Consider the following 15,245-nt stretch of genomic DNA (forward strand, 5'->3'; position numbering starts at 1 on the left):
AGATGGTGGCGCGAAGGGTGTCCTAATGTCCGCCCATTTGGGCGGAACGGTCAAGCGGCGTGTTGCAGTGGCTTTGTCGGGTTCCGGACCTGCGCGCGCGCCATCGTCTCGGCCCGCGCGGCAATGGCTTCGGCGCTTTGACTGCCAAACCAGTAGAGTTCGTGCAGTTCCTCCAGGAGGGTGAGCCGCGTATCGGCGATGGCCGGATCGATGCGACCGGCAAGGATCCAGCGCGGGTACAGTGTGCGCCGCAGCCCGATCTCGCGGCGCAAGGCGTGCACCTTCTCCGTCCAGGTGGCGAACGGTTGCTTGGCTCCGCGTGCCTCGATCGGGAAAATATGTTCCCACAGAATGGCCGACATCACCCGCAACTCCCGCGCCATCGCCTCGTTGGTCATCCGCCCCTTGGCCACCAACGCCGGATAGAGTTCGCGCCGCGCCGCCATTTCCTCGCGCAGCTCGTTCGCGCAATCGTCAAGGCTATGCGCGCAGGGGCGGGACTGCGGATCCTCGCGATAGAAGCGGAAGTGCGGGTCGAAGGTCACAGCAAGCTACCCTGCCGCTCGCTCATAACGGCATGCCGTCATGCCACAGCCCCGCGCATGGCAGCATCGACGCGTCGCGATGTGGGCGCGGGGTGCTGCGATACATCCGCAGGACGGTAGGTAGAGCTGCGGTTATCCCCTTCCCCGTAGCCCCGGCCGGCCCTCACCAGTCCCGCTGTCTGCGACGCGTCGGCTACACAGACAACGGCGGTTTCACGCGCGTCGCGTCTACCGACATAGTAATTCGATCCGCAGCGGATTGAAATGGATCCGCTCACGACGGCATCCCGTCATGCTGCACGCCGTCGAGAAGGCGACCGGCAGCCTTCTTGCCGAGCATCGCGACCTTGTATTCGTGATAGATAGATCCCAGTTCAGAGATCGGGCGAAGGACACCTGCGCTATTCAGCCAGTGCGTGCCAGCACCCACTGCGCGATGGTGACTGGTCGTCTTGGGGCCATTAGTCTCACGCCAATCCCCCCATTGCTTGAACAGGAACGGCACGCTCGCAGCCGCGCACTGGTCGCGCAGGGAGCGTGCCCAGTCCGGATGCATCGGTCGCGCGCCGGGGCCGCTCTCTCCACCGACAATTACCCAGTCAAGCTTGCCCCAAGCAATCGAAGGAGCACCTACCAGTGCGTTTACGTTGAAGCGGACCGATTTGATCGCTTTCCACTCGGGCCCTGCATCCGAGGCAGGATCGAATCCCCCCTCGCCAAGAAAGACACGGGTCAGATCGATCGGTCCTAACAGGGGCTCGCACGAGAGGAACCGCGTCGCCGCCGGTGTCGCCAGCAAATCGGGAATGCGTTCGTCGGCACGCTGCTGATCCTCGACCGAGACGCCCAGCCAGACGTTCGGCAACGGCCATTGCCACTGCGACAGTATTAGCGATCCGTCGTCGGTCCAGAGCGCATCATTCTCGGTGTCGGCCAAATCGAGGTCAAGGATCAGCTCCTCGCATGCTATCTCAATCTGATATCGCCTTCCTGTTTCGCCACCGGCGGGAATATCGATGATCCCGGCAGACCCGCAATCGATCTGGCGAGCAGGCGTGCCCTGCCACCGCTCCGCGAAATAAGCCCGCATCCGCGCCGACCGCTTGGTCAGCACTTGGTGCTGGTGCTGCGGCGTGAGCGCCATCACCGCAAAGCAGCGGTCGATCCAGTCGTCTGGCACGTTCTCGTGGAACAGGTCGCCATGGGCGTTCCAGAAGATGCGCCGTGGGCGCTTCCACCGCAGCGGTTGGAGCAAGGCCCGCTCATTGAACCGCACTTCGCCCGTCCAGACATGCCCGGCCTTGCTCGGCTTTGTGAGCCCGGTAGACGGGTGCCCCGGAAGATTACGACCGCCTGCGCGCATCGCGTAGCAGTTGGTGCAACCGGGCGAACACACGGTACAGCCATTGACGACATTTACCGTCGCATCGGTCCATTCGATCTGGGTGCCGTCACCCATCCCCTCACCCTCCCTTGCGCGAGAGGGCGGCGGCGGCGACATACGAGAACCGGGCATTCTTGATTGCTAGGGGTAGAGCGTCGAAACGGGCCACATTCTCTGCAAGCACCTTCGCCAGCCATTCAGGTACGGCAGGCACTTCCTCCACCATCCCCCGGTCCACCCCCTCGCGCATGGCGGCTAGTGCGGCGCGTGCTTCGTCTTCGTAGCCTTCCCATTGGTCGCCATCGTGATCCCACGGATTGACGACATGCGAGATCGCCCTCGCCACCCGCTCGACCTCATCCCCGGCGTCGGGGCGGGCGCGAAGACCTGCGTACTCGGCTTCAGTGATTGCCAACCACCCACGCCCTAGTTTCTTCGTTCCCTCAACAGTGCGGACTTCGAACGGGTTTTCGTCGGTGAAGTGATACCGACCGGCATCCCCGGCATCGGGGTGGGCGGTGTGGGCGAGGCGAAAACGCGCAGCAAGCTGAATAGCGGTATGGCCGTCGTTGGGGAGGCGCACAGCATATCCTCGGGTATGCGAAACGATCGCCTCAGCAAGATCACGATCAGCCTGCGTCACATCCTCGCGCACCCGCGCTATAGCCTCTTCGAAACGGTCAGAACGATCGCCCTTCATCGGATCAGGGCCGATATCGGGATACGCCACCCGGTCCACCCCTTCGCGCATGGCGGCGGAATACTGCGCGGCAATCGCCTCGGCCTGCTTGCGATAGCGGCCCCTTGCAACATCCGGATCATGGTCTTCGTAATGTGCTGCCACGCACGTGCTGCTGTTGCAGCTCGCGTCGCCGATTTCCTCTGCGGTGCCCTTTTCGTAAGCGCACACCTCGTCCCAATCGAGGCCATCCGCCTTGGCTAGAACACGGCACACCCGCTCGACCTCATCCCCGGCGTCGGGGCGGGCGGTGTAGGAACGCGTATTCCATGCATCGGCTGCCTCGGCACGGGACGCGCGTGGAGGAAGTTTAAGGCACCTATCGGTGCGGCACCAAACCTCAAAATTGATCGTTAAAAACGCCCTGTTACCGCACCGGGGGCACGGTAGAAGTTGCGTCACATCCTCGCGCATCGGCGCGGCTTCGGGCGGGGTCATGCCACTTGCCCCGTCAAATGCTTTTGGACAGCCAGGCCGTCGGCATTCAGCGCGAACAGCAGGATGCCAGCTTCACTTTTCCGGCTGGTGGTGAGGGCTGGGCGGAGGCCGTAAGGCTTGCTCAGGCGGATCGCCGTCGCTTCGCTGCAGCCGAGCATGCGAAACTCGGCATCCATATGCAGCACGGTTGATTTCTGGCCGCGCGACAGGCCGCGCGCCACTTTGGCATGGTCGATCATGCGTTGGCCTTTCGATAGAGGGTATCGCGATCGTAGCCGGAGCCGGCGATCCCGAATTTGGTGAAGCCGCGCTTGCGCAACAGCGTCGAGACAAGGCGGCGGGTGACGGCGAAACCGAGCGCATGGCGTGGCTGATCGAGGGCGCGCGCGGCATCCCCCAGCTCGACCTCGATGCGATCGGCCAGCCAGTCGCCAAGAATGGCGTTGGCGCGCTCGAGCTGCGCGGGCGTGAGAAGAGCGGCCATCACGCGTCTCGCTCCGCTACGGTGCAGACGGCGATCGGCGGGCGCTCGATGGTGCAGGACAGCTTTATTCCGCAGTCCTCGCATTGCGACACCCTGGCCGTATGATCGTGATAGCAGTTCGGGCAGGTCCAGCACTCGACGTGCGGGCCATTGCTGCAGCGGTCGCCCGGCTTGGCGTCGTTCATCGGACGGCTCCGATCCCGATTTCAATCAGGATGCCGAGCCATTGGACGCAAAGAATGCATCCTCGAGCCTCGTCACCGTGCGGGCGGCCGTCATTCGTGAGCGCGGAGCCGCGCCAATGGCCGTATTCGATGTGGGGAATGAGGTGGCGCATCAGAACGGCACCTCATCCAGCGTGATCTCTTCGGCGAAGCGCTTTCCAGCTTTATAAATCAGCTCCTCGACGTGCTCGATTGCTAGTTGGTCGCTGATCTTATTATCGATGATAATGCGCAAAATGGCCGATGATCGGAGCGCTTCGTCACCACACTCCCACTGGCATCCATCTTGGTGACCAATCAGACTATCCGCCAATTCCTTAAAGTGATCTCGATCCGGTATCGTTTTACATACTTGAACCTGTTCCCCGGTCCTGAGGTTGCTCACCTTCATCTCAAGGATTTCGACTTGTCTTTGCAGCGCAGTTAGCGCGTCTTCCATCTCGCTCATGCGGACTTCCTTTCGTGGTGGCACATGGCGGCGATCAACTCGTGGCCATGCTGGTTGAGGGTGAAAAAGGGCATGGTGCGGGCGTGCCAGTTGCGTTCGCCAAGCTGATGCTCGCGCACCAGCGCCGGGCGATCCGGGCGATCGAGCAAGAGCGTGCCGATCGTCCGCCAGCGAATGCCGTCGCGTTTCTGCAAATCGGTCTGGTGGCGCGGCACGGCGCGATCGAGCGCCCGCAGCGCGACGCGTTGCGCGGCGGACAGGCTGTGCCAGACGCGCGCGCGGGCCGATCGGCACGGGGCACAACGACAACCGGCCCGCGGGGTGCGAGCGTCATGCTTCACAGGCCGTACCCCATGGCAGTGAGCGCTTTCGCGACCAAATTCCACACATGAAGGCGCAAGCGCTCATGGCCGAATACCTTCCCTTCGCGCTGGATGGTGTTCGAGAGCATGGCCTTGTGCAGCGCCTCGAGCGAACGACCTCGCATCGTGCGCGCGCGATAGTCGCCGCGCTGCACCGTTCCACCGATATTATCGATGGTCATGCGAGCGATCTCGCTCTTCTCTCCTGTGATCGCTGACCAAAGCTCCACCCTGATGACGATCATGCCGCGTCTCCCGTCATCGGGTGGAAGCGCGCGACGCGGACGCGGCCATCGCGGCAGGGCGCGCAGCGACCGTCGACAAGGCGGGGCATATCCTCGCCGCATGTCTCGCATTCGCCGGGTACGCCTTCGGGCACCGGCACGCGGGCGGCGCGGATCGAGCGGGCGAGGTGTTCGCTTTCCAGTTGCTGGGCAGCGTCGACAAGATCAGCCATGGGGAACGCTTTCGGGAAGAGGCAGCCCGATCTGGCGGGCATAGGTTTCGAGCTCGCGCGCACGGTCGCGCGCGGCGGCGACGCGACTGGCCAGCCGACGCCAGAGCTGATCGCGCGCGTCGATCAGACGGCCAAGTTCATGGTCCTGCTCGCGCGTGCGGTTGCGGCACCCGATCGCCTCGAGCTGGGCGATGCGCGCATCGCGGCGTTGGAGATCATCGAGACCCATTACCGGCCTCCATGTTCTCGGAGCGATCCTCGGTTTGCAGACAGGTCCGCGCCTGGCGATAGTCGCGATAACCGCCCGCCTGCGCTATTTGTTCGAGCGCTTCATGGTGCGGCACTCCTGTCGTGCGGCTCAGCTTCTTCGCGCGCCGTTTCAGCCCCTCTAAAGTGGTGAAAAGACTGTTGTTCAGACCGGCCACCATCAGCCAAGCCTCCCCTGCGACCAGGCGATGACGACGCGCAGCAACATCATGCCGATCAGGCAGGCGGCGATGGCGACGGCCGCGCGGCCGACCAATCGATCATAGGCCTGCGCATCGTGGATCAGCGGTGCGAGCCGCGACCGCTGGCGCAGCCACATGGGATGCAGCGACCGGGGATGCACCGCGCGGTAGCGCGGACGGCGCGGGAGCGGCTTCATGCGGCGCGCCCTCCGTCGATCACGCTCAACGCCCGCGCCCGCATATCGAGGCGGGCGCTGGCGGCGGCGAGGTGCGAGGTATCAACCACCGCGACCAGCCCGGCCGGGATCTGACCGGCAAGCCACGCATCGACGGCGGCGGCGGGCCAACGGCTGTCGCGATGCGCGGCGCGGCTGGTGGTGCCATCCGCCTGGCGCAGCGGGAGCGGTTGCGGAAAGCCATCATGCGCGATCAGCGCATCGACCAGCCTGCACAACCACGAGACCGCGCGGTCGCGATGGCCCAGCATACCGCCCACGGCGAACAGGCCGTATAGCGTGCCATTGGCGAAGGTGGGGAGCGACGGCAGCGGCGTGATGGCAGCGGCGTCGAAGGTTTCGGTGTCGGGCGGCTGTAGCCGCCGGTCGTGCAAGCTCATGATGCGCCTCCGTTGAGAACGGAGCGCGTTGTAACGCATAACGTTACTGTGTCAAACTAAAAAGTAACGTTATGCGTTACCAGCGCATTGCGTCAGTCGTCGCCGCCCTCTTCGCACGGGTGGTGCGTCTCGCGTTCGCAATGGATGTTGTCCAAAATGCGTGCGGCGCTGTAGCAGGCCGCGATCGCGGCGATGCACAGTCCGATCGCGGGCCATACCAGCCACCATTTGCCGGGAATGCCCAGTCGCTCCCACGCCTTTGACACCAGGATCGGTAGCGTGAAGAGCGACAGGGCCAGCCATGCGCTGGCGATCACGACATCATATTGGAGAAGGCGGTGAAGCACTTCTCGGTTATGCCGCGTCGCGCTGCCGTTGGTTGAAGGGCACAAGGGCCTCGGTGACCCGTTCAATATTGCGCTGCTGTTCCGGATCGGCGGCGCGGTAGCGCGACAGCAAGGCGCGCTCGTCGGTGGCGAGGCGCATCGGGTTGTCCTCGTCGCACAGCAAGTCGGCGGGGGAAACGTCCAGCGCTTCCGCCAGCCGACGCATCATGCCGAGCGACAGTTCGCGCTTGCCGCGTTCCATCCCCGATATCTGCATCTTGGACACGCCGACGCGAAAGCCGAGCTCTTCCTGGCTCAGCTTGGCCGCACGGCGCAGCTCGAGAATGCGGTTCGGCATGTCCTCCATACGAAGGAAAGATAGAACGGTCGCGGTCACAACGCAGCTACGTATCGCGTTACACGGGATTGTCAAATTGTAACGCATAGTGTTACCAGCTTTGGAATGAAGGCTGCTCCCGGAAAATTGAAGCAATGGCAACGGGAGCGCGCGCTCACCGATGCCGAGGCCGGTGCGCATTTTGGGACGACGCGGATGACGTGGCTGCGCTGGAAAAACGGCGACATGATCCCCGGACCCGCCTTCATGGTTGAGCTGTACGTCGAAGGCGTCGCGCAGCCCAACGACTTTTACGACCTCCCGGCGCTCCGGGTCGATCGGAAGGCGGCGTGATGGAAATGGCAAGACGTTCGCGGTCATGTGCGGGCCCCCTGGCGAATCATTCGCCTATGTTCCGCATTTGTTCCTCATTTCGTTCCAACAAGTCAAATGGCTCCGTAGGAAAAATCCTAGACGGATGTGCGTGGTGAGCGCGCGCGGCGGCCCGCTCGGCTGGCTCGACAAACCGTTCGATCGCACCGCCGACGGCACCCCCGCCCGCCCAGCTATGGAGCAAGACCTATGTCGCTGAACATCACGGCGTTTTCGCTGCGCACCTTGCGCAACGGCGCATTGCCGCTGACCCCGTTGCTTGATGCCACTGCAGGCGCGACGGTAGTGGCGCTCGGCGCGCAATCCGGCCCTATCCCTGGCCCTTGCCTGATCCGGCTGATCGCCGATGAGGATCAGCGCATTTCCGCCAGCAAGGCGGCGGGCTATGTCGCACCGGCGGCGACCGGGATCAAGCTCAAGGCGGGCATCGCCCAGGATTACGAGCTCCCGGCCGGTGTCTGGTATATCAACGCGGTGGCCGGTTAATCCCGTGTCGCCTTCGGTCATCACCGTTCGCGAAATCGAGCTGCAATTGCGCGCGCGCTGCGAAAGCGTGGTGCGCGATTGCCTGCCCAATGCGGTGCGCGACGGGCATTTCCTGCGCGTCGGATCGATCGCGGGCGAGCGCGGGCAATCGCTGGCGGTGACGGTCGATGGCCCGAACAAGGGGTTGTGGACCGATTTTCGGGCAAGCCCCGGCATGGTCGGGGCGAGCGGCGACATGCTGCACATGATCGCGCTGACCAAATTCGGCGGCAATCTGGGCGATGCGGTGCAATATGCCAAATCGTGGCTGGGGATCGACCATCTCGACCCGGCGCGGCTGGCGACGATCCGGGCCGAGACCATCGCGATCGATGCCGACGCCCAGGCCCGCGCGGCGCAGGAAACCGAGGCCAAGAAGCGCGGCGCGCGGTCGCTGTGGCTTAACGGCGTGCCGCTGACCGGCGATTGCCCGGCCTCGCGCTATTTGGAGGGGCGCGGCATCGATGTCGCGCGGTTGGGGCATTGGCCGAACGCGCTGCGCTACCATGACGCGGTGTGGAACCGCGACGCGGGCATGAAGCTGCCCTGCATGGTGTCGCAGATGATCACGCCCGATGGCGTCCATGTCGCGACGCATCGCACCTGGCTTGGCCGCGATCGGCATGGGCAATGGGTCAAGGCCGATGGTGCCGATCTGGGCGTGCCGCGCGGCAACGCCAAAAAGGTGCTGGGCAAATCGGGCGGCGCGTTCGTGCCGCTGCGCAAGGGCGCGTCGCGCAAGACGCTGGGCGCGCTTTCCGGCAGCAAGAGCGGGCGGCCCGAAACGATCTACATGACCGAGGGGATCGAGGACGCGCTCACCGTGGCGATGATCAAGCCCGATCTGCGCGTGCTGGCGGGCTATTCGTTGCGCAACCTCGGGCTGATCGCCTTTCCCGCCGCCATCGCGACGATCGTCATCGTGTGCGACCGCGACGACGCGCCACCCGGTGCCGACGAGACCGAGCGGCGCAAAGCGGCCGACAAGCTCGAAGCGCTCGAACAGGCCATGGCGCGGCAACAGGCGCGTGGCCATCACGTCCAGTTCGTGATGCCGCCAAGGGGCGTGAAGGACATCAACGCCTGGCTGCTGTCGGATCTTGGGGAGCGTGTCGCATGACCCGGCGCGCGCGCCCCGACCCGGCCACATTGCCCGATAATGTCGTGTCGATCGCAGCGGCGCTCGATGCGCCAGTCGATGCGCCCGCGCTCGCCCAGGCGGGCGATGCCGCGCCCTTTGGCGGGTATGATGAGGATGACGGGCTCGATCGCCCGCGCATTCCGCCGGGATGTCCGGTCAAGCCGCTCGGTATTGGCACCGATGGCCAGACCTGTTTCTATCTCAACGTGCTTGGTCAGCTCGTGGCGCTCGGCCCGCGCGACCATGGCAAGAATAACTTCAACGCATTGTTTGCGCCGCAGACGCATTTACTGTCGAAATATTGGCCGCGTTGGTCGGAGCCGAAGGTCAGCGCCAAGACGGGCGAAATCATCAAGCCCAGCGAAATCGTCGGGTTCAAGCAAGACGAAGCAAGCGAAGCCCTTATTGGCGCATGTGGCCTGGCGGGGATTTTTGATCCGCAGGGCCGGGTGCGCGGGCGCGGCGCGCATAAGGGGCGCGGCGGCGCGCTGATCGTCCATTTCGGCGACAAGGTGATGGTCGGGCGGCGGCGTATCAACGGCACCGCCGCTGACGCCGAATGGTTCCCGACCGGCCTTATCGACGGCTATGTCTATCCGGCCGGCGAAGCCACGCCGCGCCCGCATCACGAGCCGGTCGACGAACAGCCGGTCGAGCAATTGCTGGCGCTGATCGGCACATGGCCGTGGCGGCGTCGGCTCGTCGACCAGATGCTGGCCTTGGGGTGGATTGCGCAGACCTCGATTTCCGGCGCGCTCCCCTGGCGCTCGCATCTCTTCGTGACCGGCGGGCGCGGCACGGGCAAATCGAGCTTTAACGGCAAGGATGGCCTGATCGACCGGCTGCTGGGCAGCGCGGTGCTGCGCACGGGCGGCGCGACCGAGGCGGCGGTGCGGCAGAAGCTGCGCAACCAGACGATCGCAGTCATTTTCGACGAGTTCGAACCCAACGCGTTCAACGCGCACAAGCTGTCGGCAGTGCTCGAGCTGGCGCGCGTCGCCTCGTCGGGCAGCGACATGCACAAGGGATCCTCGGACCATCAAGCGGCCGATTTCACGCTCAATTCCTGCTTCCAATTCTCGGCGATCCTGATGCCGCAAATGGAGCCGCAGGACCGTAGCCGCTTTGCCGTGCTCGAGCTCGAGCCGTTGCCGCGCGACGCGCGCAAGCTGGATCTGGAGAGCGCGAAATTGCCCGCGATCGGCGCGGCGTTGATGCGCCGCATGTTCGATGGATGGTGGCGCTACAAAGAGACCTATGACCTCTATCACGACGCTTTGACGAGCGGCGGCCATGACGCGCGTGGTGCGGATACCTTCGGCACCTTGCTCGCCTGCGCCGATCTGGCGCTGTACGATCATGTGCCCGATGCCGACTTGCTCGACCATTGGGCGCGGCTGTGCGCACCCGAAAGCCTCGCTGAGATCAACGACGCAGTGCAGGACCATGATGCCTGCCTCAACCACCTGCGCACCACGCCGCATCAATTTCGCGGTGGCGATCTGCGCGAGGGGCTGGGCACGTGGATCGGCCGTGCGGTACGCGCCGGAGAAGGCGACCAGGGCGCGCGCGACAAGATCCAGGAGCTTGGGCTCAAGATCGTCAATCGCAAGCCGCTCGGCCCCGGCCCGGATGGGCGGGAACGGTGGGGCGCAATCGACGCGATGCCGGGCCAGCCGACCTATCTTGCGGTCGCGCTGTCGCACCGCGAGCTTGCCACGATCTATGGCCCGACCAAATGGGCGGGCGGCGGCTGGGCAACCACGCTCGCCCGTGCGCCTGGCGCAACGCGTGGCATCAAGACCAAGTTCGCCCGCGCATCGCTGACCGCCGTGCTCGTGCCGATCGAGCTGGTGATCGACCCCGACGAGGTGCCCGCTTTCGTTGCCTGCCCAGGCGGGCCGCTGGCATGATGGGCGCACCAAACCCAACGCGCGCGGGCAGCGTAGCGCAGCGGAGCGGTGCGCCCGCGCTCCGCCTCCACTACTATCGCGAGGGCGACGCTATCTATCGATCGCGCCCGTTCGACTTGTTTTTTACTTTGTCCCTTGCCCCCGGCCCAGTTGGGGCAGATAAGAGTGTGGCGCAGCCAGCCTCGCGGTGCCTACGGGCCGGGGGGCGCGGTTCTAGAGTTCTGGAGCGACGAACGCACAGAACCAGCAACACATTGGTATTCAACGGTTCTGCGGTTCTGTTCCAAACCGCTACGCGTGATGTGCGCGTGTGCGTGCGTATGCGTGCGTGTAGGGAAGATACCGAGAACTACAGAACTTCAGAACCCAATCAAGAAAACGGGAGAAATACGCCATTTGCCGGGCGGCGCGCGGTTCTCTACCGGTTCTGCGGTTCTGGCGCGAATATAATATGGGGTGGATATGCGCTGCCCGGTCGCATCGTCGCCGAAACGCCCGATCCACAGTGTTACGGAGGGGCTGCGCCGCAAAACTTTTGGGCTTGGTGCGCGGTGGATCTGGCCCGGCTGGCCTGCGATCGGGGTGGCCTGGCGCGGCTGGGTCGCGCGGGCGGAAACGGCGGATTTCTGCGGGTTTGCGGGGGGCGGATCGGGCATGTCGGAATGCCGGTGTCGGAATGCGGCGCGCAACATGCTGTAAAATCAGAGCTTTCCGGGGATGGTCATAAGCTTTCTAGGTTGAGCCCATGCGGCACGCTGGGCGGCGCAGGCGGGCCGATCGGACGGGGGGGCCTGAGTGCCCAGCCCGAGGGGGTAGGGCCCCCAACGGCCGCGCGCCCTGATGCTCGCATGTTGGCGCACGCGATATTCCGGATTTTGATCGACCTTCCGTTTTACGGGATTGATGCCGACCGGTCGAAAGGGGGCGAACGGCCAAGGTTGAGCGGCAAAACGGGGTCGGGGGATAGCTTGCCCTCGTCAGTGCGACGCCAGGATGCGCGATCGGCGCTCAATTCGAGGAGTGAAACGCGGGTCGGGGATAGTGGTGGTCCCGGTGCTTGGTCGCCATTGGGCGAAGTAATGAAGCTATGGGGAGGGCGCGGCCATGTCAACGCCTGACACCGGCGACGCTGCGATCGTGCGCCAAGTGGTTGACGACGCCAAGGCTTTGCTGGCTGACCGCGCAATGGAGGAGCAACAGCTCAACCTGCTGGAGCCGGTAACGCCTGAGGAAATGCTGGAGGCGCGCCAAGCGCTCGGCCCCGAGGCTGGTCGAATGGCCGTTTTGACCGAGGCGCGAAGCCGCAAGCGCGGTCGGCCGGCTGGCGCTCGCAACAAGCGCACCGATGATTTTGCGCGCTACATCCAGACCTTCGGGCAGCATCCGGCAATCACGCTGATGCAGCTGTCATCGACGCCGGAAGATGTCCTGATCGAAACCTCGAAGCAGGAAAAGGTTCACAGCTTTCGGAAGGATGGCACGCCCAACGTAGTTGTCGAGCGGATGAGCTATGCCGAGGCGCGAGCGCTGCGCGTGAGGTGTGCCGAAGCGCTGTTGCCGTACCTCGAAAGCAAAAAACCGGTCGCGGTCGACATGACCTTTTCGGGTGTTGCTGACCTGATCATCCAGGGCGTCACCCATACCGATGGCGAGATAGAGGAAATGCTCGAGGGCGATTTCCACGAAATTCAAGATGAGGAAATCAACAATGGCTGACGCGCCCGTTCTCACAAATGGGAACACCCTTTCGCCGATGGCGCGGGCAGTTCGTCGGCTGGTGTTGCTGGATCGGGCGCGGACGGCGCTTGGTGGTGCAGCGTGCCTTGCCGACATTCTCGGCATTGGCCGTCGCGCCGTCAACCACAAGCTTGCCGCCGATCGTGGCTTGAGCGCGGGTGAAATCGCGGCCGTGGCAAACGCACTCGATCAGCGTGCAGCCGAGCTGATCGCGCTTGCGAACGATATGCGGGCGGTCGCGGCATGACGGTTGCAGCCAAACCCATCGCACTCACGTCGCCGGGGCCGGTGGCGGAGGCGTTCATGCGCAGCCGCGCGTTCATCGTCGTGATCATCGGCCCGGTTGGTTCAGGCAAGACGATGGCGATGCTGCAGAAGGGCGTCCGCAATGGCGCGATGCAGGGCGCGCGGATCGATGAACGCGGCATCAAGCGCCGACGCGCGAAATTTGGCGTCATCCGTGAGAGTTACCCTAGTCTCGATGCGAACACGCTACCGTCATGGTTCAATATCACGCCAAAAGAGTATGGGCATTTCAGCGCCAAGGCACCGTACAGCCACAAATTCCAGCGTGTGCTGCGGCGCGATGCGTCTCGCCAGCCGACCGACGTGCTCGACATGGAAGTCGAATTTCGCGCGATCGGCGATCAGGGTGTAGAGGCGGCCACGCGCGGCTGGGAGTTGAACTGCGCAGGTGTCGACGAAGGCGATTTGCAGCCCGAGGAATTGATCAGCTACCTGTCGGGTCGCGTCGGGCGTTTTTCGAGCCTTGATCCCAAGCTAGTGGTCGATCCGCAGATACTGATCTCCAGCAACGCGCCATTCACCGATAATTATCTCTACAAGCTGGCGATCGAGAAGGAACTCGGCGGATTGCATGATCTCGCCAGCCCCGAATTGCTGGTAGCGCTCGAGGGGCGACCGCTGATCGAATGCTTCATCCAGCCGGGCGGGCTCGAGCCTGGCGCTGAGAACCTGCACAATCTGCGCGGCGGGCGTGGATATTACCTCCTGCAGCAAGCGACCAACAAACACCGGCCCGATTATGTCGACCGGATGATCCACAACAAGTTCGTGCCGGTGCGGCACGGCCTGCCGGTGCATCCGCAATTCAGCTATAGCGAGCATGTCGCCAAAGAGACGATCGAATGGGATCGCCGACGCAAGCTCATCGTCGGCGTCGACCAGGGATTGTTCGCAGCAGCCGTGCTGACACAGCGCACGGTGATGGGCGAGCTACGAACGCTGGGCGAGGTGGTCGCGTTTCAGGATGGCGGCAAGTCGCTGGCAAAGGTCGGCCCGACGGCGTTCGGCAAGATGCTCCGCGCCAAGATCATCGAGCGTTGCCCCGATATCACCGCCGACCAGATCCGCGTGGTCGCCGATCCTGCCGCATTCGCCGCGGCTGATCGCGATGCAGAGGCGCGCGAATTGGACTGGGTTCCGCCTTTTCAAAAGGCATTGGGCTTCAAGGTCTACAAGGCGAAAACGAACCGCGAGCAGCTTCGGCTCGAGGCGCAGCGCAAGGCGATGAGCGAACGCGGCGGATATCTGATCGACCCGTCGTGCAAGCATCTGATCCGGGGGCATCTCGGCGGGTATCACTATCGCAAAGCCGACATGACCGACGGCGAGACGCGGGGTCATCTCGAGATCGCCGACACGATCCACACCCATATCGAGGATGCCGAGCAATATGCCGCGCTCGAGGGCGAGCACGTCATCTCCGACATTCGAGGCAAGTCGCGGGAGCGGCGCACCGTGCGGGTGGACGGCGATTACAACGAACTTGGAGGGATATGATGGCACTTCTCGGCAAGATTATCGCGGCCCCGCTGAAGGCGCTGGGCATCATCTCGACACCCGGACAGGCCCCGACCGCACTGCCCACGGCAACGCGTGACGATGCGGCGGCGGCGGTGTCGGCCACGGACGAACTCCGGCGTCGCAAAGGCGGCGCGGCGGACCTCGTGAACGGCGCGGCGGGGGTCCAGGCCCCGCTGACCGGCGGCAAGCTCACCCTGGGAAGCTGAAAGGAACGATCATGGACGACACTACGACCAAAACGCGCGAGCAGGAATTGATGGAGCAATTCAATGCCGGGCTCGATCCTGCAGGGGCAACCGCATTGCAGATCCGCATCGACGAGCTGACTGCCCAGAACAAAACGCTCAACGAGGAACTTGGGCTCGACGAACAGGAAAAGATCGATCTCGAAGAACACGCGGCGAAACTGCAGAAGGATCTCGACGCGGCCAATGCCACGATTACGGCGCTGCAAGCGGCGGCATCGGCCTCTAAAACCAGCGTCAAGCGTGGCGAGAATGCCCCCAAGTCACGCAAGATCGGGCCGGTCGGCGATGGTCTCACCGGCGACGCGCTGACCGAAGCGCTGACGAAGGCCGATCAGGGCGGCAAAAAGGTCGAAATCGTGCTGAGCGACGGCACGCGGGAAATTACCGGGATCGCGCCGATCGTCGTCACCGGCGATGTGTGGCGGGATCACACGCTCGGCAAGATGCTGCGCGACGCGGTGACGGTCCACGGCCCGGCCAATGGCCAGGGCGGCTATGCGATCGATGGGTATGCGCTGCTGATCGACGGAAAACAGGTCGCCTATTGCAAGCGCAGCGATGTCATCAACGTCGCGACCGGCAGCACCGTCAACATCGCAGACGACATCTACTTCTAACCGACAGATGCGGGCGCGCGGTGGTCGCGCCCGTT

24 protein-coding genes are annotated in these 15,245 nt (G+C 64.1%); 8 read left to right on the forward strand and 16 right to left on the reverse strand.

Annotated features, from left to right (window positions below; genetic code table 11):
- Positions 1-50 precede the first annotated feature (50 nt).
- The 16 genes from ACP7BY_RS11725 to ACP7BY_RS11800 form a co-directional block, all read right to left on the reverse strand.
- A complete protein-coding gene (locus ACP7BY_RS11725) occupies positions 51-545 on the reverse strand; it encodes a hypothetical protein (RefSeq protein ID WP_033965656.1) in 495 nt (164 codons plus the stop codon).
- A gap of 274 nt (positions 546-819) precedes the next feature.
- Positions 820-2,004: a phage Gp37/Gp68 family protein gene (locus ACP7BY_RS11730; protein ID WP_033965655.1), complete on the reverse strand. Its 1,185-nt coding sequence runs from the start codon at positions 2,002-2,004 to the stop codon at positions 820-822.
- A gap of 4 nt (positions 2,005-2,008) precedes the next feature.
- Complete coding sequence (locus tag ACP7BY_RS11735; protein WP_426288145.1) at positions 2,009-3,106, reverse strand: hypothetical protein; 1,098 nt, start codon at positions 3,104-3,106, stop codon at positions 2,009-2,011.
- Positions 3,103-3,345 carry a hypothetical protein gene (locus ACP7BY_RS11740; RefSeq protein ID WP_033965652.1) on the reverse strand — a complete coding sequence of 81 codons (243 nt, stop codon included), beginning with the start codon at positions 3,343-3,345 and terminating at the stop codon, positions 3,103-3,105. The genes ACP7BY_RS11735 and ACP7BY_RS11740 overlap by 4 nt, the downstream gene beginning before the upstream one ends.
- On the reverse strand, positions 3,342-3,590 hold the full coding sequence (locus tag ACP7BY_RS11745; protein WP_033965651.1) for a hypothetical protein: 249 nt from the start codon (positions 3,588-3,590) through the stop codon (positions 3,342-3,344). The genes ACP7BY_RS11740 and ACP7BY_RS11745 overlap by 4 nt, the downstream gene beginning before the upstream one ends.
- Positions 3,590-3,775, reverse strand: a complete 186-nt coding sequence (locus tag ACP7BY_RS11750) for a hypothetical protein (RefSeq protein WP_033965650.1) — start codon at positions 3,773-3,775, stop codon at positions 3,590-3,592. Before ACP7BY_RS11750 ends, ACP7BY_RS11745 begins: the two co-directional genes overlap by 1 nt.
- 151 nt (positions 3,776-3,926) lie before the next feature.
- Positions 3,927-4,262: a hypothetical protein gene (locus ACP7BY_RS11755; protein ID WP_033965649.1), complete on the reverse strand. Its 336-nt coding sequence runs from the start codon at positions 4,260-4,262 to the stop codon at positions 3,927-3,929.
- Positions 4,259-4,603, reverse strand: coding sequence for a hypothetical protein (locus tag ACP7BY_RS11760; RefSeq protein ID WP_033965648.1), 345 nt, complete (start codon positions 4,601-4,603; stop codon positions 4,259-4,261). Before ACP7BY_RS11760 ends, ACP7BY_RS11755 begins: the two co-directional genes overlap by 4 nt.
- Positions 4,600-4,869 (reverse strand): hypothetical protein, encoded by a 270-nt coding sequence (locus ACP7BY_RS11765; protein ID WP_033965647.1) that lies wholly within the window; start codon positions 4,867-4,869, stop codon positions 4,600-4,602. The genes ACP7BY_RS11760 and ACP7BY_RS11765 overlap by 4 nt, the downstream gene beginning before the upstream one ends.
- Positions 4,866-5,081, reverse strand: a complete 216-nt coding sequence (locus ACP7BY_RS11770) for a hypothetical protein (RefSeq protein WP_033965646.1) — start codon at positions 5,079-5,081, stop codon at positions 4,866-4,868. Before ACP7BY_RS11770 ends, ACP7BY_RS11765 begins: the two co-directional genes overlap by 4 nt.
- Positions 5,074-5,310: a hypothetical protein gene (locus tag ACP7BY_RS11775; protein WP_033965645.1), complete on the reverse strand. Its 237-nt coding sequence runs from the start codon at positions 5,308-5,310 to the stop codon at positions 5,074-5,076. The genes ACP7BY_RS11770 and ACP7BY_RS11775 overlap by 8 nt, the downstream gene beginning before the upstream one ends.
- A complete protein-coding gene (locus tag ACP7BY_RS11780; RefSeq protein ID WP_033965644.1) occupies positions 5,297-5,509 on the reverse strand; it encodes a glyoxalase superfamily protein in 213 nt (70 codons plus the stop codon). Before ACP7BY_RS11780 ends, ACP7BY_RS11775 begins: the two co-directional genes overlap by 14 nt.
- Positions 5,509-5,727, reverse strand: coding sequence for a hypothetical protein (locus ACP7BY_RS11785; protein ID WP_033965643.1), 219 nt, complete (start codon positions 5,725-5,727; stop codon positions 5,509-5,511). Before ACP7BY_RS11785 ends, ACP7BY_RS11780 begins: the two co-directional genes overlap by 1 nt.
- Positions 5,724-6,146 carry a hypothetical protein gene (locus ACP7BY_RS11790; protein ID WP_426288146.1) on the reverse strand — a complete coding sequence of 141 codons (423 nt, stop codon included), beginning with the start codon at positions 6,144-6,146 and terminating at the stop codon, positions 5,724-5,726. Before ACP7BY_RS11790 ends, ACP7BY_RS11785 begins: the two co-directional genes overlap by 4 nt.
- A gap of 92 nt (positions 6,147-6,238) precedes the next feature.
- The gene (locus ACP7BY_RS11795) at positions 6,239-6,493 is read right to left on the reverse strand and encodes a hypothetical protein (protein ID WP_033965640.1); all 255 of its coding nucleotides are present in this window, start codon (positions 6,491-6,493) and stop codon (positions 6,239-6,241) included.
- A gap of 7 nt (positions 6,494-6,500) precedes the next feature.
- Positions 6,501-7,190, reverse strand: a complete 690-nt coding sequence (locus ACP7BY_RS11800; protein ID WP_081988758.1) for a helix-turn-helix domain-containing protein — start codon at positions 7,188-7,190, stop codon at positions 6,501-6,503.
- Positions 7,191-7,391: 201 nt separating this feature from the next.
- On the opposite strand from ACP7BY_RS11800, the gene ACP7BY_RS11805 reads away from it, so the two are divergent.
- The 8 genes from ACP7BY_RS11805 (at position 7,392) to ACP7BY_RS11840 (ending at position 15,210) form a co-directional block, all read left to right on the forward strand.
- Positions 7,392-7,688 (forward strand): hypothetical protein, encoded by a 297-nt coding sequence (locus tag ACP7BY_RS11805; protein WP_033965638.1) that lies wholly within the window; start codon positions 7,392-7,394, stop codon positions 7,686-7,688.
- 4 nt (positions 7,689-7,692) lie between these two features.
- A complete protein-coding gene (locus tag ACP7BY_RS11810) occupies positions 7,693-8,847 on the forward strand; it encodes a DUF7146 domain-containing protein (RefSeq protein WP_033965637.1) in 1,155 nt (384 codons plus the stop codon).
- Complete coding sequence (locus ACP7BY_RS11815; RefSeq protein WP_052192393.1) at positions 8,844-10,781, forward strand: hypothetical protein; 1,938 nt, start codon at positions 8,844-8,846, stop codon at positions 10,779-10,781. The genes ACP7BY_RS11810 and ACP7BY_RS11815 overlap by 4 nt, the downstream gene beginning before the upstream one ends.
- A 1,104-nt stretch (positions 10,782-11,885) precedes the next feature.
- Entirely contained in the window at positions 11,886-12,497 is a 612-nt protein-coding gene (locus tag ACP7BY_RS11820) for a hypothetical protein (RefSeq protein WP_033965632.1), read from the forward strand.
- A complete protein-coding gene (locus ACP7BY_RS11825) occupies positions 12,490-12,765 on the forward strand; it encodes a hypothetical protein (protein ID WP_033965631.1) in 276 nt (91 codons plus the stop codon). The genes ACP7BY_RS11820 and ACP7BY_RS11825 overlap by 8 nt, the downstream gene beginning before the upstream one ends.
- On the forward strand, positions 12,762-14,321 hold the full coding sequence (locus ACP7BY_RS11830; RefSeq protein ID WP_033965630.1) for a hypothetical protein: 1,560 nt from the start codon (positions 12,762-12,764) through the stop codon (positions 14,319-14,321). Before ACP7BY_RS11825 ends, ACP7BY_RS11830 begins: the two co-directional genes overlap by 4 nt.
- On the forward strand, positions 14,318-14,551 hold the full coding sequence (locus ACP7BY_RS11835; protein WP_156143035.1) for a hypothetical protein: 234 nt from the start codon (positions 14,318-14,320) through the stop codon (positions 14,549-14,551). Before ACP7BY_RS11830 ends, ACP7BY_RS11835 begins: the two co-directional genes overlap by 4 nt.
- Before the next feature lie 11 nt (positions 14,552-14,562).
- Complete coding sequence (locus ACP7BY_RS11840) at positions 14,563-15,210, forward strand: hypothetical protein (protein WP_033965628.1); 648 nt, start codon at positions 14,563-14,565, stop codon at positions 15,208-15,210.
- Positions 15,211-15,245: the final 35 nt, after the last annotated feature.

The sequence above is a fragment of the Sphingomonas sp. PSPC2-2 genome (assembly GCF_049897725.1).
Taxonomy (GTDB): Bacteria; Pseudomonadota; Alphaproteobacteria; order Sphingomonadales; family Sphingomonadaceae; genus Sphingomonas.